Annotated in this window: 17 protein-coding genes; 12 read left to right on the plus strand and 5 right to left on the minus strand. The window is 69.1% G+C overall.

Translation table 11 applies throughout. From position 1 onward, the window contains the following. The first annotated feature begins 276 nt into the window (after positions 1–276). A complete protein-coding gene (locus ACFXHE_RS16415; RefSeq protein WP_379383789.1) occupies positions 277–495 on the plus strand; it encodes a hypothetical protein in 219 nt (72 codons plus the stop codon). A gap of 32 nt (positions 496–527) precedes the next feature. On the opposite strand, the gene ACFXHE_RS16420 is transcribed toward ACFXHE_RS16415, so the two are convergent. After that, positions 528–1,229 carry an SDR family NAD(P)-dependent oxidoreductase gene (locus tag ACFXHE_RS16420; protein WP_379383791.1) on the minus strand — a complete coding sequence of 234 codons (702 nt, stop codon included), beginning with the start codon at positions 1,227–1,229 and terminating at the stop codon, positions 528–530. 136 nt (positions 1,230–1,365) lie between these two features. On the opposite strand from ACFXHE_RS16420, the gene ACFXHE_RS16425 reads away from it, so the two are divergent. The 6 genes from ACFXHE_RS16425 (at position 1,366) to ACFXHE_RS16450 (ending at position 6,858) form a co-directional block, all read left to right on the plus strand. Continuing rightward, a complete protein-coding gene (locus tag ACFXHE_RS16425) occupies positions 1,366–2,205 on the plus strand; it encodes a helix-turn-helix transcriptional regulator (protein ID WP_379383792.1) in 840 nt (279 codons plus the stop codon). A 163-nt stretch (positions 2,206–2,368) separates the two neighbouring features. Beyond that, positions 2,369–2,587, plus strand: coding sequence for a hypothetical protein (locus tag ACFXHE_RS16430; protein ID WP_379383794.1), 219 nt, complete (start codon positions 2,369–2,371; stop codon positions 2,585–2,587). Position 2,588: 1 nt separating this feature from the next. After that, positions 2,589–3,440, plus strand: a complete 852-nt coding sequence (locus ACFXHE_RS16435) for an alpha/beta fold hydrolase (protein WP_379383796.1) — start codon at positions 2,589–2,591, stop codon at positions 3,438–3,440. Between the two features lie 34 nt (positions 3,441–3,474). After that, complete coding sequence (locus ACFXHE_RS16440; protein ID WP_379383798.1) at positions 3,475–3,921, plus strand: VOC family protein; 447 nt, start codon at positions 3,475–3,477, stop codon at positions 3,919–3,921. Positions 3,922–3,943: 22 nt separating this feature from the next. After that, positions 3,944–5,419 (plus strand): dihydrolipoyl dehydrogenase family protein, encoded by a 1,476-nt coding sequence (locus ACFXHE_RS16445; protein WP_379383800.1) that lies wholly within the window; start codon positions 3,944–3,946, stop codon positions 5,417–5,419. Next, complete coding sequence (locus tag ACFXHE_RS16450) at positions 5,416–6,858, plus strand: aldehyde dehydrogenase (protein WP_379383802.1); 1,443 nt, start codon at positions 5,416–5,418, stop codon at positions 6,856–6,858. Before ACFXHE_RS16445 ends, ACFXHE_RS16450 begins: the two co-directional genes overlap by 4 nt. 99 nt (positions 6,859–6,957) lie before the next feature. On the opposite strand, the gene ACFXHE_RS16455 is transcribed toward ACFXHE_RS16450, so the two are convergent. Both ACFXHE_RS16455 and ACFXHE_RS16460 read right to left on the minus strand, forming a co-directional pair. Next, a complete protein-coding gene (locus tag ACFXHE_RS16455) occupies positions 6,958–8,007 on the minus strand; it encodes an alpha/beta fold hydrolase (RefSeq protein WP_379383804.1) in 1,050 nt (349 codons plus the stop codon). Between the two features lie 69 nt (positions 8,008–8,076). Next, complete coding sequence (locus tag ACFXHE_RS16460) at positions 8,077–10,791, minus strand: ATP-binding protein (protein ID WP_379383806.1); 2,715 nt, start codon at positions 10,789–10,791, stop codon at positions 8,077–8,079. Between the two features lie 129 nt (positions 10,792–10,920). Between ACFXHE_RS16460 and ACFXHE_RS16465 the strand changes: the two genes are divergently transcribed. From ACFXHE_RS16465 to ACFXHE_RS16485, 5 genes are all read left to right on the plus strand, one after another. Then, positions 10,921–11,349, plus strand: coding sequence for a hypothetical protein (locus tag ACFXHE_RS16465; protein WP_379383808.1), 429 nt, complete (start codon positions 10,921–10,923; stop codon positions 11,347–11,349). Then, positions 11,349–12,257, plus strand: a complete 909-nt coding sequence (locus ACFXHE_RS16470) for an alpha/beta fold hydrolase (RefSeq protein ID WP_379383810.1) — start codon at positions 11,349–11,351, stop codon at positions 12,255–12,257. The genes ACFXHE_RS16465 and ACFXHE_RS16470 overlap by 1 nt, the downstream gene beginning before the upstream one ends. A gap of 5 nt (positions 12,258–12,262) precedes the next feature. Beyond that, entirely contained in the window at positions 12,263–12,403 is a 141-nt protein-coding gene (locus ACFXHE_RS16475; RefSeq protein ID WP_379383812.1) for a hypothetical protein, read from the plus strand. 49 nt (positions 12,404–12,452) lie between these two features. Beyond that, positions 12,453–13,037, plus strand: a complete 585-nt coding sequence (locus tag ACFXHE_RS16480) for a DUF308 domain-containing protein (protein ID WP_379383814.1) — start codon at positions 12,453–12,455, stop codon at positions 13,035–13,037. Positions 13,038–13,156: 119 nt separating this feature from the next. Continuing rightward, a complete protein-coding gene (locus ACFXHE_RS16485; RefSeq protein ID WP_379383816.1) occupies positions 13,157–16,375 on the plus strand; it encodes an ATP-binding protein in 3,219 nt (1,072 codons plus the stop codon). On the opposite strand, the gene ACFXHE_RS16490 is transcribed toward ACFXHE_RS16485, so the two are convergent. Together ACFXHE_RS16490 and ACFXHE_RS16495 are read right to left on the minus strand one after the other, a co-directional pair. Beyond that, positions 16,365–16,802 (minus strand): nuclear transport factor 2 family protein, encoded by a 438-nt coding sequence (locus ACFXHE_RS16490; protein ID WP_379383818.1) that lies wholly within the window; start codon positions 16,800–16,802, stop codon positions 16,365–16,367. The two genes, ACFXHE_RS16485 and ACFXHE_RS16490, sit on opposite strands and share 11 nt — an antisense overlap. 36 nt (positions 16,803–16,838) lie before the next feature. Further along, positions 16,839–17,795, minus strand: a complete 957-nt coding sequence (locus tag ACFXHE_RS16495; protein ID WP_379383820.1) for an alpha/beta hydrolase — start codon at positions 17,793–17,795, stop codon at positions 16,839–16,841. Between the last annotated feature and the right edge of the window lie 12 nt (positions 17,796–17,807).

The raw sequence follows: 17,807 nt of genomic DNA on the forward strand, positions 1-17,807 counted from the left end.
TCGTGGTTTATCGGTGTGCCAGTGGCGTGCCCGCGGTAGCGGGTGTCCGCCGAACACCACTTCGAGGTCGGCTTCGTAGCGGAGCCAGGCAGTGGCACCGTGGAGGCGCACGCTGATCGGTCCCGGCTCCCACGCGAGGTAGTTGATCTGGCGATCACCAAGAAAATGGGGGCAGCTGTTCGATAGTGCCGTGAGGCGTTGCCTGGCAGCATGGCTGGAGTTGCCGGAGTCAAACCGAGCTGTTGGTGCTGGATGCGTAAATCGAAGGGTTGAAAGATGATTCGAAAGACAATTCTGGTGGCCGCGGCAGGGGTGCTGATCGGCGCGCCGGCGACGGCGTCGGCCGAGGTGCCGCAGCCCGTGGTTGTCGGCGGGGCGCAGGACGTGGCGTTCAGCACGGGGTCGGGAGTCACGGACGCTGTGCTCAATGGGCTGATCGCAGCCATCTTCGGGCCCGATGATCCAACCAAGTGCAAGTTCCCCTACTGCTTCTGAGTTCGATGGCGGTGATGGCTGGTCCTCGGTCGCTACCAGGGCAGTGTTCCGGAGGCTTCGAAATAGCCTCCGGTGGGCCCGTTTTGGGGAATCCGGGCCATCCGTACGATGATCTCGGCACCCTCCTCGACGGTCTGCCTGCCGGCGTGTTCGTTGAGGTCGGTCGCGGTGTATCCGGGCTCCACCGCGTTGATTCGAATATCCGGGAACGCCTTCGCGTATTGCACGGTGATTCTGTTCAGCGCGGTTTTCGATGCGGGATAGGACAGTCCGGGATAGGCGTAGGTTTGGGTGCCCGGGGTGGTGCCGCGTGCCATCGAGGCCAGGGAACTGCTGACATTGACGATGACCGGTGCGGTGGATTGCCGTAGCAGCGGCAGGAACGCGTGCACGACCCGCACGACGCCGAAAACATTGGTGTCGAATACCGTTCGCATCATGTCGGCTGTGACCTCAGCCAGGTCGACCGCGCCATTGCCCTCGATATCGATGCCCGCGTTGTTGACCAGGACGTCGAGTCCGCCGTCCGCCTCGATGATCTTCGCGGCCGCGGCGACGGACGCGTCGTCGGTGACATCCAGCTGGACGGAGCGTGCCCCGATTTCCGCCGCGGCGAGCCGGCCACGCTCGGCGTCGCGGCTGCCGACATACACCGTGTTCCCCGCCGCGACGAGCTGACGGGCGGTTTCGAAACCCAGCCCCTTGTTGGCGCCGGTAATGAGCGTTGTTGTCATGTCCTCAGATTCGCGCCGCCCGGCGGCATCAGCCAGTCGCCTGATCTTCCTGGGACTGTCGATACCAGCCTGGGACGGTCGATATCGCGCGATACGCCGACGGTGAGCGGATCGGCGAACGGGCAGAATGAACCCCATGGCCACAGCGGAATTCGGAGTAGCGGTGCGGCGCTGGCGCGATCAGGTATCGCCCGACGCCGTAGGGCTGTCGGCGAATGGCGCGCGCCGTGCGCCGGGCCTGCGCCGTGAGGAACTGGCGCTGCTGGCCGGTATTTCCGCCGACTACGTCACCCGGCTCGAACAGGGCCGGGCATCCAACCCCTCGCCCCAGGTGGTCGAGGCGCTGGCGCGGGCCTTGCGCTTGTCGGCCGACGAGCGCGCGCACCTGTATCGGCTGGCCGGACTGGTACTGCCCGAGCCCGGAACCGTCCCGACCGCCATCCCGCCCGCGGTACAACGCATGCTGGATCGGCTGGTCGGCATCCCGGTCGCCGTCTTCGACGCGTCCTGGACACTGTTGCAAGCGAATCCGGCATGCACGGCGCTGCTGGGCGATTCCACGACCTGGCAGGGCAACGAACGCAATCGGGTGTGGCGGCATTTCATCGGCCCCGGCTCCGTCGGCCGCTACGCACCGGACACCCTCGAATCCCTCGAAACCGCACTGGTATCCGACCTGCGCGCCGCCGAGGCCCGCTACCCCGCCGACCAGCGCCTCCGCCACCTCATCGCCGACCTGCGCACCCACAGCCCCCGCTTCGCCGCACTCTGGGAGTCCGGCGCCGTCGCCGGCTACGACATCACGGTCAAGACCATCGACCACCCGACAGCAGGCGCCCTGACCCTGGACTGCGCAGTCCTCACGGTGGCGGGCTGCGACCTGCGAATCATGATCGACACCGCCGAGCCAGGCAGCGCAGACGCCGAACGCCTTTCCCTGCTCACCACCCTCGGAACCCGAACCGCCATCGGCTGATCATCCGGGTCGGACGGCGTCGGACTACGTCACCCGAACTCGGCCCGACCGACAGTAATTACGTCATCCGACGCTCGCCGCAGCCTTCCCGCGAAACCTATCTTCCTCGACGTGGACGCTCGCGCCCGCGATTCACGGCTCGTGAAGAGGAAGAGATCCACTGATGACAGCCACATTCCAGCACGCCGTCGCCGACGGCCCCGTGGCCCAGGTGGCGGCCGAGGTCGGCGTCACACCCGTACAGGTCTCGCTGGCCTGGCTGCTGCATCGACCGCCGGGTGACGAGTACGTCATGGTCGGCGTCAGCCGACAGATGTGGCGGTGGGGGAGCGGAAACCAGAGTGGAAGCCGCACAACGTGCTTCACCTCGAAAGGACAATGACATGGTCGACATTCGACACCCCCGGATGCGGCGCGCGGGCCGGGCGATCGCGGCGTTCACGGCGGCCGTCGCGGCCGGTAGCCTCGCCGTCGCCTGCACCGCGAGCACCACCACCCATGCCGGGCCGACCGAGGACGCGCCGAAGCCGACCGTCGTGCTGGTGCACGGCGCGTTCGCGGACGGATCGAGCTGGAACGATGTCATCGACCAACTCCGCAAGGACCACTATCCGGTTGTCGCGGCAGCCGATCCGCTGCGCGGGCCCGCCGCCGACGCCACCACCCTGCGGGGGCTGATCAGCCACATCAACGGACCCGTCGTGCTGGTCGGGCACTCCTACGGCGGATCGGTCATCAGCGCCGCCGCGGCCGGCAGCGATCAGGTCAAGGCCCTGGTGTACGTGGCGGCGTTCCTGCCCGCACCCGGCGAGACCGCGCTGGAGCTGACCAACAAGTTCCCCGGGTCCACCCTGCCGGGCACGCTCGACGCGGTCCCGTTCACCAATCCCGACGGCAGCACCGGCACCGACCTGTACATCCAGCAGGCCAAGTTCCACGACCAGTTCGCCGCCGACGTCCCCGCCGACCGCGCCGCCCTGGCCGCCGCCGCCCAGCGCCCGATCCTGCAGGCCGCGCTCGAGGAGAAGGCCACCGTCGCCGCCTGGACCGACAAGCCCAGCTGGGACGTGATCACCACCCAGGACCTCAACATCCCCGTTGCGGCACAACGGTTCATGGCCGAGCGGGCGCACGCGCAGGTCACCGAGATCGCGGCCTCGCACTCGGTGGCCGTCTCGCACCCCGATCGGGTGGCCGAGGTGATCGAACAGGCCGCCAAGAATTCCGCCCACTGACAATCGCGAAAGACGTTCGAGGAGAACACGAATCATGGATATGAAACTGGAAGTCGTCGTCCTGCCCGTCGCCGACGTCGACCGCGCCAAGGCCTTCTACACCGAGTGCCTCGGCTTCCGTCTCGACGCCGATTTCCCCGTGGACGACGGTTATCGCGTCGTGCAGGTCACCCCGCCCGGCTCGGAGTGCTCGATCATCTTCGGCACCGGCGTCACCGCAGGCGAGCCCGGATCCCTGCGGGGCCTGCATCTGATCGTCACCGATATCGAGAAGGCCGTCGCGGAGTTGACCGAACGCGGAATCGCGGTGGACGGACCGTTCCGCGATGCCACCGGCGTGTTCCACCACGCCGGAACCGAAAGCCGCGTCCCCGGAGTGGATCCGCAGCGCCGCAGCTACGGATCGTTCGCCGCGTTCACCGATCCGGACGGCAACGACTGGTTCCTGCAGGAAATCACGCAGCGCGCACCCGGCCGCTGACCCGGCCATCGAAGGGAACCCCATGTTCGACAAGGAAGTTCGTACCTACGACGTCGTGGTCGTCGGGGCCGGGCCGGTCGGTGAGAATGTCGCCGACCGCACCCGCGCCGCCGGGTTGAGCACCGTGATCGTCGAATCCGAACTGGTGGGCGGCGAATGCTCGTACTGGGCATGCGAACCCAGCAAGGCGCTGCTGCGCCCCGCGCTGCTCTACCGCGAGGCCGCCCGCTTCCCCGGTGTCGGGGAGGCGGTCACCGGACCCCTCGACGCGGCCGCGGTGCTGAAGCATCGCGACCGGATGGTGGCCGACTGGGACGACCGGGACCAGCTCGACTGGCTCGCCTCGGTCGATGTCGAACTCATTCGCGGCCACGGCCGGCTCGCGGGACCCCGGCGGGTGACGGTCGAGACGCCCGAAGGCGAGACCGTGCGGCTTGCCGCCCGGTACGCGGTGGCCGTATGCACCGGCACGTCGGCCGCCCCGCCGCCGCTGCCGGGCCTGGATGCCGTGCGGCCGTGGACGAGTCGCGAAGCCACCAGCGCCCGGGAGGTACCGGCCCGGCTCGCGATTCTGGGAGCCGGAGTCGTCGCCACCGAGATGGCCGCCGCCTGGCAGGCATTGGGCGCGCGGGTCACCCTCATCGCCCGCGAATCCCGGCTGCTGGGCCGTGTCGAAGCCTTCGCCGCGGACCTGGTCGCCGAGCGGCTCCGGGACGCCGGAGTGGACCTGCGGTTCGGTACCACCATCACCGCCGCCGAACGCGCGGGCGGACCCGACGACAGCATCCACCTCACCCTCGCCGACGGCACCCGGCTGGTCGCCGATGAACTCTTGCTCGCGACCGGACGCGCACCCCGGACCGACGACCTCGGCCTCGACACGGTCGGCCTGACACCCGGCGAGTGGCTCACCACCGACGACACGTTCACCGTGACCGCGGTCGACGGGGAGTGGTTGTACGCGGTCGGGGACGTGAATCACCGTGCGCTGCTGACCCATCAGGGCAAGTACCAGGCCCGCATCGCCGGGACGGTCATCGCCGCCCGCGCACGCGGGCTGGCGCTGGACACCGGACGCTGGGGCCGCCACTCGGGGACCGCCGACCTCGAAGCAGTGCCGCAGGTCGTGTTCACCGACCCGGAGATCGCGGCGGTGGGTCTCACCACCGACGACGCCGCGCGGGCCGGGCGCGACGTGGACGTCGTCGACTACGACATCGGCCGGGTCGCCGGCGCGATCCAGCACGATCCCGGCTATCGGGGACGGGCCAGAGTCCTGATCGACCCGGACCGCCGGGTCATCGTCGGCGCGACCTTCGCCGGACCGGGCGTCGCCGAACTGCTGCACTCGGCCACCATCGCCATCGCCGGCGAGGTCCCCCTCGACCGGCTCTGGCATGCGGTGCCGTCCTTCCCCACCATCAGCGAAGTCTGGCTCCGGCTGCTGGAAACCTATCGCGACCAACAGAATTCGCCGACCGCAGGAGAAACCAGATGATCACCTACGATCGGCTCTACGTCGGTGGTTCGTGGACCGAACCCAGCGAACCGGCACTGCTGGAGATCCTCTCGCCGCACGATCGATCGGTCATCGGTTGGGCGGCGCAGGCGCAACCCGCCGATGTGGACCGCGCGGTGGCGGCGGCGCACGCGGCCTTCGAGGGCCGCGTCTGGCGTGACACCCCGCCCGCCGAGCGAATCGCGGCGCTGCGACGGTTCAACAGGCTGCGCGAGGAGGAGGCCGACCGGATCGCCGAGCTCATCACCGACGAAAACGGTTCCGCCGCATGGTTCACCAAGGCCGGCCAGGCCGGTCTGACCCGGCAGGCGAATGCCTACCTCGCGGCCGCCGAGAATTGCGACTGGGAGTACACGCTCACCCCGTCGGACCCGGATACCGGTGTGCGCAGCGTGGTCCGGCGCGAACCGGTCGGCGTGGTGGCGGCGGTGATCCCGTGGAATTCGCCCTTCTCCTCGGCGACGTCGAAGATCCTGCCCGCCCTGCTCTCCGGAAATTCGGTGGTGCTGAAGGTGTCTCCGGAGAATTCGCTGAGCATGGGCCTGCTGGCGGAGCTGGTGGATCGAATCGGCCTGCCGCAGGGCGTGATCAGCGTGCTGCCCGCGGATCGGGAAACGAGCGAGTACCTGATCTCCCATCCGCGCGTGGACAAGATCGCGTTCACCGGCTCGACCGGCGCCGGTCGCCGGATCGCGTCCATCGCCGGCGCCCAGCTCAAACGGGTGAGTCTCGAACTGGGCGGCAAATCGCCGGCGGTGATCCTGCCCGATGCGGATCTGACGGCGGTGATGAACGGCCTGAAATTCGGCTCGCTCTTGAACAATGGGGAGTCCTGTATCGCCCAGACACGGATCCTCGCCCCGCGCTCCCGCTACGAGGAGGTGGTCGCGGCGCTGGCGGCGCTGGTCGAGTCCTTGCCGGTCGGTGATCCGCGCGACCCGGAAACCTTCATCGGGCCCATGGTGCGCGGCGATCAGCAACAGCGGGTCCGCGACTACATCGAGGCCGGTATTGCCGAAGGCGCGCGGCTGGTGTGCGGCGGTCCGCAGGTCCCACCCGGGCTGCGGGACGGCTTCTATGTCACCCCAACTGTTTTCGCCGACGTCACACCGGACATGCGCATCGCCCGTGAGGAAATCTTCGGCCCGGTCCTGGTCGTGCTCGCCTATGACGACATCGACGACGCGGTGCGCATCGCCAATGACTCCGACTACGGACTCTCCGGTGGCGTCTGGTCGGCGGACGAGGCCGCGGCGCTGGCCGTTGCCCGCCGCATCCGGACCGGCACGGTCACCATCAACGGTGCGCCGATCGGATTCGACGGCCCTTTCGGCGGATTCAAGACCAGCGGCATCGGCCGCGAGTACGGCGCGGTCGGTTTGGGCCAGTACACCGAGTATCAGACGATCACCGTCTGACGCCCCTTGTAAGGCGGTGCGGGCGATCGAGTCCGGCGAGACCGGACGGCGAACCGCCGGGCCCAGCGGCAGCTGCCGGGCCCGGCGGTTCACGGAATGTCAGAGGTGGTCGGCGTCGATGATCGCCTGCGCGAACGGGCCCGGCGCCTCCTGCGGGACGTTGTGCCCGATGCCGTCGAGGACGCGGTGCTCATGCTTGCCGGTGTACTTGGCGGCGTACGGCTTTCCATCCTTTGCCGTGCCGTCGAAGTCGCTGCCGATGGTGATCGCGGGCACGGTGATGGCCGGACCGGTGGCGAGCTGCTGTTCGTAGACGTCGTATTGCGGCTCGCCCGGGGCCAGGCTCAAACGCCACCGATAATTGGTGATGACGATGTCGACGTGGTCGGGATTGTCGAAGGCGGCTGCGGTGCGGTCATAGGTCGCGTCGTCGAAATTCCATGCCGGGGACGCGCGCTTCCAGATCAGCTTGTTGAAGTCGTGCCGATTGCGGGTGTAGCCGAGGCGACCGCGTTCGGTGGCGAAGTAGTACTGGTACCACCAGCCGAGTTCGGCCTCCGGCGGCAGTGGCTGCTGCTGGGCCGCCTGCTGCGTGACGATGTACCCGCTCACCGCGACCATCGCCTTGACGCGCTGCGGCCACAGCGCGGCGATGATGTCGACCGTGCGTGCGCCCCAATCGAATCCACCGAGCACGGCCTTGTCGATGTGCAGCGCGTCCATGAAGTCGACGATGTCGCGCGCGATCGCCGACTGCTGGCCGTTGCGGACGGTCTGCGCGGACAGGAAGGTGGTCGGGCCGTAGCCGCGCAGGAACGGGACGAGGACCCGGTACCCGGCCGCCGCCAGCAGCGGCCCGACATCGGCGTAGCTGTAGGCGTCGTAGGGCCAGCCGTGCAGCAGGATCACGGGTTGCCCTGTGCTGGGCCCGAATTCCGCGTAGCCGACGCTGAGGACACCGGCGTCGATCTGCTTGATCGGTCCCAGTGTCGTATTCGCGCCCGAGCCCTTCCGCAGGTCCGCGCCGACCGGAGTCGTGGTCGCCGGCGCGGTCGCGGAATCCGTGGCGCAGGCGCTCAGCGAGGCCGCGGCCAGGCTCGCCGCGCCCGCTGCGAGCGCACCACCGAAAAATCGTCTGCTGATGTTCATGTCATCAGACGCTAGGAACCGGGCGACCGGTGTCGCGAGCGTCGGATGACGTACTCGGTGTCGGTTTGGCTACCGCGCCGGCTCGTCCTCGGTCGGCAGCAGCGCCGCGAGGTCACCGCGCGAACTGATCCCGAGCTTGGGGAAGATGCGGTGCAGGTGCGTGCTGACGGTCCGGTGCGACAGGTACAGCCGCTGCCCGATCTCCCGATTGGTCAGCCCCTGCGCCGCCAGCTGCGCGATGCTCAGCTCGTGCGGGGTGAGCCGCTCGCGGGCATCCGGATCGCGGTTCGGGCTCGATTCGCCCGCACTGCGCAGTTCCAGGCGGGCCCGCTCGCTCCACGCCGTGAAGCCCAGGGCATCGAAAGTCTCTCGGGCCGTGCGCAAATGGGTGCGGGACTCCACCACCCGGCGCTGCCGCCGCAGCCACTCGCCATAGGCGAGATGCAGGCGGCCGCGTTCGGCGGGCCACCCGGTGAGATCCGCCTCCAGCGCGGCGGTGAACAGCTTGCCGGCCGAGTCACCGGCGAGCACCGCTCGGGCATACCGCATTCCGATGTGCAGGGCGGGCGACGACGTGGACTCCGCCACCGGTTCCAGGCCGCGCAGCAGCTCCGCCGCGGCGTCGGTCTGCCCGGCGCGGACCGCGGCCTCGGCGAGTTCGGTGAGGAAACACGCGCGCAGCGCCGGCGAATACGACGGGTCGCGCGGATCGTGGATGCGGGCCAGATCGGTGAAGGCGTCGTCGAATCGGCCCTCACCGAGCGCGATCAGCCCCCGGGTGAGCTGCACGGTGGCCAGCACGGGCCGCGCACCGGCGGCCAGTCCGGTCCGTTCGACGTCCGCCGTGAGCTCGGCGGCCTGCAAGTAATCCCCACGCAGAGCAGCGATTTCGGCCTGAACCGCGATGACTACTGCATGCATGAACGGCGCCCCGGTCTCGCGGGCGAAGGCCGCGGCCTCGGCCGCGATGGGCGCGGCGGCGGCGAGGTCACCGAGCCGGGCCAGGCTCCAGGCCTCGATCGCGAGGGCCCGGGTCAGCAGCCCCAGCCGTCCGGCGGAACGGAATCCGGGTGCGGCGGCGCCGGCGAACTGCGCCGCGAGGTCGAAGGCGCCGACCTGGTATGCCGCGCTGCTGAGAAAGTGATCGACCTCCGGATCGCGGCCCGTGGTCGCGGCCAGCGCCCGCAGGTGGCGCAGCACCTGTTCGCCGCGTTCGAACGGGGCCACGATCGAGTCGATCGCCAGCTTGCGCGGGTCACCGTCGGGAATGCCGAAGGTGTCGGCGACCGCGAGGACCGCGCGCCGGGTCTCGGGCCCGGGTTCGGACCAGAAGCACCGCATGGCCGCGCCCCACATGATCCGCAGCGCGGGATCCGGATACCCGTCGGCGGCGACGGAGGCCGCGAGCGCGGCCAGTTCGCCGATGCGCGACGGACTTTCGCGCATGCCGTCCTCGAATCCGCTGAGCAGCCACTTCGCGGTGGCCTCCTGCGCGGGGGTGAGGGGGAGGGTGCGCGCGGTGTCGACCAGTCGGTCGGCCGTGTCGCGGTGACCGGAGTCGACGGCCAGTTCGGCCGCACGCAGCAGGCGATCCGCGCGTCGGCCGGGGGTAGCGCTGAGCGCGGCGGCCCGCTCCAGCGCCGCGACCGCACCGCCGCGGTGCCGGGACCGTTCGGCGACATCCTCGAGCGACGCGGCCACCTCCTCATCGGCTCCGGCGGTACCCGCCGCCCGATGCCACACCTGGCGATCCGGAGACTCGGTGAGCAGGTCGGCGAGCGCCAGATGCGCGCGGCGGCGCTCCTCGTCCGTCGCCGCCGCCACGAGGGCCGAGCGGACCAGCGGATGGCGGAAAGTCACTGTGCCGGAACCGATATCGATCAACCGGGCCGCCACCGCGGGGGCGAGAATGTCGGTCCCCACCTCGGACCCCAGGAGAATCCCTGCGGCGGCGAGTGTTTCGGCGACCGAATCGCCGTCGTCGAGCGCCGCGACCAGCAATGCCGACCGGGTGCGCTCGGGCAACGCAGCACTGCGCGCCGAGAACGCTCGTTCGAGGCGTTCGGTCAACGGGAGGGTCGGCGCCGGTTCGGCGAGATCCCCCACGGCCGTGGGCAGTTCGGTCAGGGCGAGCGGGTTGCCGTGCGCCTCGGCGAGCACTCGGCGGCGGACCTGGGCGGACAGCTCCGGTGCGGTGCTGTCGAGCACGGCGTTCGCGTCCTCATCGGACAGTGGGCCGAGCCGCATGGCGGTCAGCTCGGCCTCGCGCAGCGGCGAGTTCGTGCCGTCGCGCACGGTAGCGACCATGGCGACGGGTTCGGAGTCGATGCGGCGCGCGACGAAGGCGAGCACCTCGGCGCTGGCGGGATCGAGCCAGTGCACATCCTCGGCGACGACCAGCAGGGGCTGTTCGGCCGCCAGATCGGCCAGCAGCGTCAGGGCGGCGAGCCCCACCAGGTGCGGGCTGGGCTCGCCGACGGCGTCCGACATGCCCAGGGCGGTTGTCAGCGACTCGAACTGGCGCGCCGGCAGGGCATCGAACGCGCGGCGCAGCGGGTACAGCAGCCGCTGCAGCCCGGCGTAGTCGAGGCCGTGTTCGGCTTCCGCACCCGCGGTCCGCAGCACCCGCAGCCCCGTGGCGGCCGCGATGGCGACCGTCACCTCGACGAGTGACGACTTGCCGATTCCGGGTTCCCCCTCGATCAGGATGCCGCTCCGGTCGCCCGGGCCGTCCACGAGTGCGGCCAGGACTTTCAGCTCGGTGTCTCGTCCGACCATCGGCATGGGTGGTGCTCTCCTCCTGGACCCGTGACGACGTACGGGACCGGTGGCGACCTTACCGAAACAGGATTACGTCACCTCAACGTCAACTGACAGATTCGGCCGCCTACCCGCGGCGGCGAAGGTATTTCCATGGCTACGGTACGTTTTCATCTCCTGTCCACCCTGACTCCCGCCGAGGTCGTGCGGGTACTCACCGACTTCGGCCCCACCCGCACCGAGGCGTGGCCGAGCATCGACGCCGAGCATTTCGTCGTCCACGACCGCGGCGAGACCTGGGCCGAGGTCACCGAAGGTACGGCCGCCGCCTGGGAACGCGCCCGCTACCAGTGGGATCCGGACGGCGACACCGTCACCGTCACCACCCTGGATTCCAAGCTCTTCGGCGCGGGCGGCGGCTGGGTCTTCCGGGCCACGCCGGAAGCGGGCGGTACCCGGGTCGATGTCGAACTGACCCGGACTCCGCAGGACTTCAAGGGCAAGCTGCTGGCGGCACTGCTGCCCCTGGTCGGACCGTCCTCGCTGCGCAAGTCGTTCGCCGGCCCGCTGCGGGCAGTGTGATGTCCGCGCCGCACTCGATCCGCGGCACCGGGCGGCTCGCGCCGGGCGTCCACACCGTCGATTCCGACGGCATTCTCCAGCGGTATCACGTCTACGGGAGTGGGCCTGTCTGCATCGCCCACCCCGGCGGCCCCGGGATCTTCTGGGAGTACCTGCGTATGCCCGCGCTCGAGGAACACCTGACCATGGTGTACGTCGAGGCGCTCGGCACCGGCGCATCCGGCCGCCTGCCCGCCCATCCGCACGGCTACACCCGCGAGCGGTACAGCCTTGCGCTGCAACGGCTGATCGACCACCTGGATGTGCCCGAGGTGTATCTGCTCGGGCATTCGCACGGGGCGTTCGTCGCCGCGTATCACGCGCTGCACCGGCCGGACGGGGTCGCGGGTGTCGTCCTGTACGAGGGCGCACCGGTCACCGGTCCCGAACACGGGGCCGAGGCCGGACGCCGCCTCCAGGAGTTCGCCGCCGCGCACGCGGACCGGCCCGAATTGCACGAGGTGCTCGCGGCCTTCGAAGCGATGCAGGCCATTTCGAGCGACGAACAGACCCTCGCGGTCGCGCGCGGCATCCTGCCGTCCTATTTCGCCGACTACTGGGGCGACGAACAACGGTGGGCCGCCTTCCGGAAGGGGCTGCGGGCCACCTACATCTCGGGACTGGACGCGGACCTGACTCCCGATCTCGTCGACGACCGCGCCGATCTGCCGAACCTGACCGTTCCCGCCCTGGTCATCGTGGGCCGCCACGATGTCATCTGCGGACCGCGCTGGGGACTGGAACTGCACGAACTGATCCCCAATTCGCGACTGGTCGTCCTGGAACACAGCGGGCACCTGGGGCATCTGGAAGAACCCCAGCGCTTCGACCACGCGGTCCGGGAATTCGTCTTCTCACCCAAGGAGTGATCGATATGTCCCCGTTTCGTGCGTTCCGCTGGGGCGAGCAGGTCAGTGCGGCAATGGTTTTCGCTGGTCCGGCGACGCTCTGGAGCTGGGCCGAGCTCGCGGTACTGCACGGGCGGGGACCCACCGCACGGGATCTCATCGGCTAGCGATCCCACTGCCTTTCCTGCTTCACCCCGATCGAATGGAAGAGTTTCCATGAACACCACTGTGGTACAGCCTGTTTCGATGTCCGGGCGCTCGTCGCTGATCCGCCTGTCCCTGGTCCGCGGCCTCCTGGCCATCGCGTGGGCCCTCGCCTTCGCCGCGGCCCACGACCCCCTGAACGCCGTCGCGCTCACCCTGCTGATCGCCTACCCCCTCATCGACGCGGTGTCCTCCGCCATCGACTGGCTCGCGGTACCGGAGGGCTCCGAACGCCGCGTGACCGCCCTCAACGGCACCCTGAGCACCTTGGCCGCCATCGCCCTGGGCATCGCCGGAACCGCCGGCGGCGTGGCCGCCGTCCTGGCCGTATTCGGTATCTGGGCAACGATATCCGGCGCGGCTCAACTCGCGGTCGGCCTCTACCGCCGCGGCCCCACCCTGGGCAAGCAGTGGCCCACCCTCATCTCCGGCGGCCTGTCCTTCCTGGTCGGCGCCGTCTACGTCGCCCAGGCCACCGCCCCCTCCCCAACCCTAGATGTCCTGTCCGTCTACGCCACCGGCGGCGGCATCTTCTTCATAGCCCAAGCCGCACTGCTGGTCTGGAAGTCGCGCTCCCAGCGAACGACCGGATTGTAGGGATGTCATCGGTGTATCGCTGCGATCTGCGGCTGATACGGCGCTGACGGCTGATTGCCAGCGGGGGAGCGCATCCTGTACGCGGACGGCGGGCGAACAGGAACAGAAGGTGGCACAGGTTGATTCGGATCAGGCTGCTGGGGGCGGTGGAGGTGATCTCCGGCGATGGGGTGATTGCCGAGGTGCGCGGGACGCGGCTGTCGGCGCTGCTGGCCATGCTGGCGCTCGAGGCCGGGAATGTGGTCCCGGTATCGAGACTGATCGATGCGGTGTGGGGTGAGCAGATGCCTGCTTCCCCCGAGAATTCGCTGCAAACCTTGGTGAAACGGCTGCGGGCGATCACCGGGCAGGATGCCGTGGTGTGGGTGGAACCGGGATACATGCTGGCGGTCGAACCCGAAGCGGTGGACGCGATTCGGTTCGCGCGATTGCTCGACGCCGGGCGCGGTGCGCTGTCGGAGGGCAGGCCGGACGATGCCGTGGTGGCGTTGGACCGGGCGCTGGGATTGTGCCGCGGACCGGCGCTCGGCGATATCGTCGAGACCGCGGCACTGCGCGCTGCGGCCGACGTGCTCGCCGAACGGCGGCTGACGGCGATCGAATTGCACGCCGACGCCTTCCTCGCGCTCGGACGGGCCGCGGAGGTCGTGCGCGGGCTGGCCGCCGAGTCGGCCGCGCACCCGTTCCGGGAGTCGCTGGCGGCTCGCCTGGTGACAGCGCTGGCCGCCGCCGGGCGCACATCCGATGCGCTGCAGGAGTTTCGTCGCATCGAGCGGTTGCTGCGCACCGAACGCGGCGTCGAACCGTCGGCGGTGCTGTGCCGCGCGGTAGCTGACCTCGATCTGCCACCCGAACCGCCCCGCCTCGCCCGCGACGTGCCGGTGTCGCCTCGACGGCTCACCAGCTTCGTCGGACGCGTCACGGAGGTCCCCGAGATTGCCGGGATGCTCGAGCGGCACCGGCTGGTGACGCTGGTCGGCCCCGGCGGTATCGGCAAGACCAGGCTGGCCACCGAATTGGTACTCGCACGTCCCGAACAGTGGCCGGACGGAGTCGCTTTCGCCGAACTGTCGGCGGTCACGCCGGAACGCCCGGGCGCCAGAGTCCGGAATGCGGTTGCGGCAGCGGTTTTCGCCGCCGCCGCACCGGGCGTGATTACCGATGAGCCCGGCCAGGACTGGATCGATCTGCTGGTCCGTACGCTGGGGCAACGGCGGATGCTGCTCATTCTGGACAATTGCGAGCACCTGATCGCCGCGGCGGCCGACCTGGTGGCCGATCTGCTGGATCGGCTTCCGCTGCTGACGGTTCTCGCGACCAGTCGTCGGCTGCTGTCGGTGGATTGTGAACAGCTGTACCCGGTGCGGGCCCTGCCCGTACCCGCGGTGGCAGCGACCGTCGAGGAGGTCGCCACCTGTACCGCCGTCCGGCTGTTCCTGGATCGCGCGATCGCGGTGCGGCCTGATTTCGAACTGTCCGAGGACAATTGCCGTGCTGTCGCGGCCGTCGTGCGCAGGCTCGACGGGGTGCCGCTGGCGCTCGAGCTCGCCGCCGCTCGGCTGCATGGCCTGTCACCACAGGCGCTCGCCGACCGGCTCGACGATCGTTTCGGCCTGCTGGCCAACGGATCCCGCGGGGCGGCGCCTCGGCATCGCTCGCTGCGGGCAATGGTCGCCTGGAGCTGGGAGCTGCTGCCCGCCGCCGATGCCGAGTTGGCCCGCCGCGTTTCGGTTTTCGCCGGCGGCGCGACCTTGGAGGCTGTCGTGGGGGTGTGCGGAACAGACTTCGACGATGCCGAGGCCGTCGCCGATCGGCTGGCCGGACTGGTCGCGATGTCACTGGTGGAATTCGACGGCCGGCGTTATCGGATGCTCGACACCATTCGCGCCTACGCGGCGGAGGAACTGACCCGTGTGGGCGAGACCGAGCGGTGGGAACGCGCGCATGCCGCGTGGTTCGTCGACTTCAGCGAGGCCGGCGCGCGGGAATTGCGTGGGCCCGCCCAGCACGAATGGCTGCACCGATTCGCCGCCGAAGCCGGCAACTGTGAAGCGGCTCTGGGCTGGGCGGTGCGGCATCAGGCACCGGAATTCGCGGTGCGGCTGTTCGGTGATCTGGCCTTGTACTGGTTGCTGCGCGGACAGCGAACCCAGGTGTCGGCCTGGCGATCCGAGGTGCTCGGCGTCGCGGGCGCGCGGATACCGCCCGGCTGCACGGGATCGTTTCTGATGTGCCGATACGCCGAAGAATTCCCGGAACCGACAGCGACTGTCGTATCCGAGTCGATCGCCGACACCTCCGTCGAATTCGAACAACTGATCCGTTTGGCGATAACCGAACCACGCGGTGTGCATCCGCTCTTCGTGCTGATCCTGGCCTTGCGGGAGCATCACCGTGGCGATCCGAGCCTGCTCGACCGCTGCGCGACCGACGAGGATGCCGGACTACGCGGCCATGCGCTGGTACTGCGGGCGTTCGAGGATGTCGACGCCAAGCCGATCGCGCACATCTTCACGGATCTCGAAGCGGCCGTGGACTGCTTGACCGAATCCGGTGATCCGCGCACGCTGAGCACGGCGCTGCTCACACTGGCCCAAATGCGCGCCATCTGGCACGGAGTCGGCTGCGCCGCACCGTTGATCAGCCGTGCGACGGAACTGCTGACCGCCGAACTCAGTGCCGACGTCCTGTACCGGACATTGGCCGGCGCCGCGAACCTGCATCTCGCCGACGGCGATGTCGCGGGCGCCGCCGGCTATCTCGCCCGCGCCGAGCGCATCGACCCCGCGGAGCTGACCGACCGCCTGGCGTTCGACCGCAGCCTGATCCTGGCCCACCTGGCATGGCGGGAGGGGCGGACCGACCGCGCACTGGAACTCTTCGGGCAGGCATTCGCGGTCACACCGCTGATCACCGCCCACCGCAACGTCGTGCGCATGTATGCGCCGGTCTACTGGCGTGTCACGTACGCGAACGTATTGCTCGAGGCGGGCCGGACGGAGTCGGCCGTGCACCATCTGCGGATCTGTCGCGAGTATGCGATCTCCGTGTCTCCGTTGATGCTGTTGGACATGGCTTTTGGGCATGCGCTGGCGGCTCTCGCCTCGGGCCTGCCCGAACTGGCCGCGCGGATCATCGGCATCCTGCGACGGGAGTACCGGCGCGAGGGCCGCACGGTGCTCGGACCGGACGGCGAGCGAGCGCTGGCGCTGGCCCGGAACGCACTCGGCGACACGGCTTTCGAGGCGCTCGCGGGGGAATCCGACGACACCGCGCTGGAAGCTCTACTCGTCGAGGTCGAACATGTCGCGCTGACTGCTCGAGGAGCTACGAGATGAGCCCCCGGTTGCCCCGGCCCCAGGTCGCGGTCATCACGACCGCGCGGATCCGCCAGTCGCCCGCCGCGCGCGTCAGATCGAAGCGATAGGTTCCGCCCAATGTCCATGTCGGCGCGCCGAATCGATCGGCGAGGATGTGCGTGGCCTGGAAGTAGGCGGTGCAGACCGCGGTGTCACCGTCCACGGTCACCAGATGGTTGGTGATCACGTGCTGGGTCGCGTCGAACTTGCCCAGCACCTGCGACCACGCGGCGCCGATCTGCGTGGGTGTCAGCGTCACCGGCTCGCCGCCGTTGAGGCTGGTGTAGTCCAGGACGGCCTCCTGGGTGAAGACCTCGCCCAGCCGGTCCCAGTCCCGGTGATCGGCGAGCCAGGCCATGAGGGAGCAGGTCCCGATGATGTCGAGCCGATCCTGCACAGCATTCATGATGTCGAGTTCTCCTGTCGTGGTGGATGATTCGTCTCAGGCCAGATGGCGGTCGAGCCACCGCAGGGCGTGGCCGACGGCCTCGGAAACGTAAGGGTCCTGGTCGTAGAGTTCGATGTGGTTGCTGGTCTCGATCCAGACCAGCTCCTTCACCCCGCGGGCGGCATCGTGGACCTGGCGGGCATATTCCGGCAGCAGTGCGGTATCCCCGGTGCCGTGGATGATCTGCAGCGGGGTGGGCGCGACCAGCGGGGCGTGCACGATCGAGTTGTAGATGAAATACGGTTCGAGCGAATCCGCGGTCAGCATGCGCGGCCAATTGGGTGCTTCGGTTCTGCTGGTGCGGTCGTAGTAGCCGTACGCCTCCGGGTTCGGCATGACCGCCACCGGAATCTGCTCGGTCAGCTCCTCGGCAATTGTCGGTATGTAAGCGATTTCGCCGGTCTCGTACTGGTGCTGGACCAGATCGTTGACCCGCCGGAAGTAGGCCGCGAAGCCTTCGATGCCGAGGCCCTGCTGAAAGGTCCCGCCGATGTTGTACCCGCCGGCGATGCTCACCACGGCCCTCAGCCGCTTGTCCCGGGCTCCGACGGAGACGGCATAGCCGCCGCCCATGCAGACACCCACGGCCGCAATCCGTTCCGGATCGATATCCGGCCGCGTCAGGAGATAGCTGATGGCGTTCGCGTAGTCGGCGATGACCAGATTGGGGTCGTAGCGATGGCGTGGTTCCCCTTCGCTCTCACCGAAATTGCGGGGATCGAAGGTCAGCACCGTGTATCCGGCGTCGCTGAATCGCTCGGCGTAGTGCGGCAGCGTCTGTTCCTTGACGCTGCTGATCGGCCCGCACATCACCACACCCGGCGTGCGCTCGCCGGGCGCGGCGGCGGGCGGCCGGTACAGGTGGCCGGCCAGGGTCGCAGTCCCACTGGCGAATCGGACCGGTTCACGCCGGGCGGGATCGGCCTGCAGGAATCGCTGTGCCATGGTCATCGAGGTTCCTTT

The organism is Nocardia sp. NPDC059229 (assembly GCF_042754165.1).
Lineage (GTDB): Bacteria > Actinomycetota > Actinomycetes > Mycobacteriales > Mycobacteriaceae > Nocardia.

Coding starts and splice junctions, on each gene's coding strand:
- ACFXHE_RS16415 (WP_379383789.1), top strand. CDS start 277: ATGATTCGAAAGACAATTCTGGTGGCCGCGGCAGGGGTGCTGATCGGC.
- ACFXHE_RS16420 (WP_379383791.1), bottom strand. CDS start 1,229: ATGACAACAACGCTCATTACCGGCGCCAACAAGGGGCTGGGTTTCGAA.
- ACFXHE_RS16425 (WP_379383792.1), top strand. CDS start 1,366: ATGGCCACAGCGGAATTCGGAGTAGCGGTGCGGCGCTGGCGCGATCAG.
- ACFXHE_RS16430 (WP_379383794.1), top strand. CDS start 2,369: ATGACAGCCACATTCCAGCACGCCGTCGCCGACGGCCCCGTGGCCCAG.
- ACFXHE_RS16435 (WP_379383796.1), top strand. CDS start 2,589: ATGGTCGACATTCGACACCCCCGGATGCGGCGCGCGGGCCGGGCGATC.
- ACFXHE_RS16440 (WP_379383798.1), top strand. CDS start 3,475: ATGGATATGAAACTGGAAGTCGTCGTCCTGCCCGTCGCCGACGTCGAC.
- ACFXHE_RS16445 (WP_379383800.1), top strand. CDS start 3,944: ATGTTCGACAAGGAAGTTCGTACCTACGACGTCGTGGTCGTCGGGGCC.
- ACFXHE_RS16450 (WP_379383802.1), top strand. CDS start 5,416: ATGATCACCTACGATCGGCTCTACGTCGGTGGTTCGTGGACCGAACCC.
- ACFXHE_RS16455 (WP_379383804.1), bottom strand. CDS start 8,007: ATGAACATCAGCAGACGATTTTTCGGTGGTGCGCTCGCAGCGGGCGCG.
- ACFXHE_RS16460 (WP_379383806.1), bottom strand. CDS start 10,791: ATGCCGATGGTCGGACGAGACACCGAGCTGAAAGTCCTGGCCGCACTC.
- ACFXHE_RS16465 (WP_379383808.1), top strand. CDS start 10,921: ATGGCTACGGTACGTTTTCATCTCCTGTCCACCCTGACTCCCGCCGAG.
- ACFXHE_RS16470 (WP_379383810.1), top strand. CDS start 11,349: ATGTCCGCGCCGCACTCGATCCGCGGCACCGGGCGGCTCGCGCCGGGC.
- ACFXHE_RS16475 (WP_379383812.1), top strand. CDS start 12,263: ATGTCCCCGTTTCGTGCGTTCCGCTGGGGCGAGCAGGTCAGTGCGGCA.
- ACFXHE_RS16480 (WP_379383814.1), top strand. CDS start 12,453: ATGAACACCACTGTGGTACAGCCTGTTTCGATGTCCGGGCGCTCGTCG.
- ACFXHE_RS16490 (WP_379383818.1), bottom strand. CDS start 16,802: ATGAATGCTGTGCAGGATCGGCTCGACATCATCGGGACCTGCTCCCTC.
- ACFXHE_RS16495 (WP_379383820.1), bottom strand. CDS start 17,795: ATGACCATGGCACAGCGATTCCTGCAGGCCGATCCCGCCCGGCGTGAA.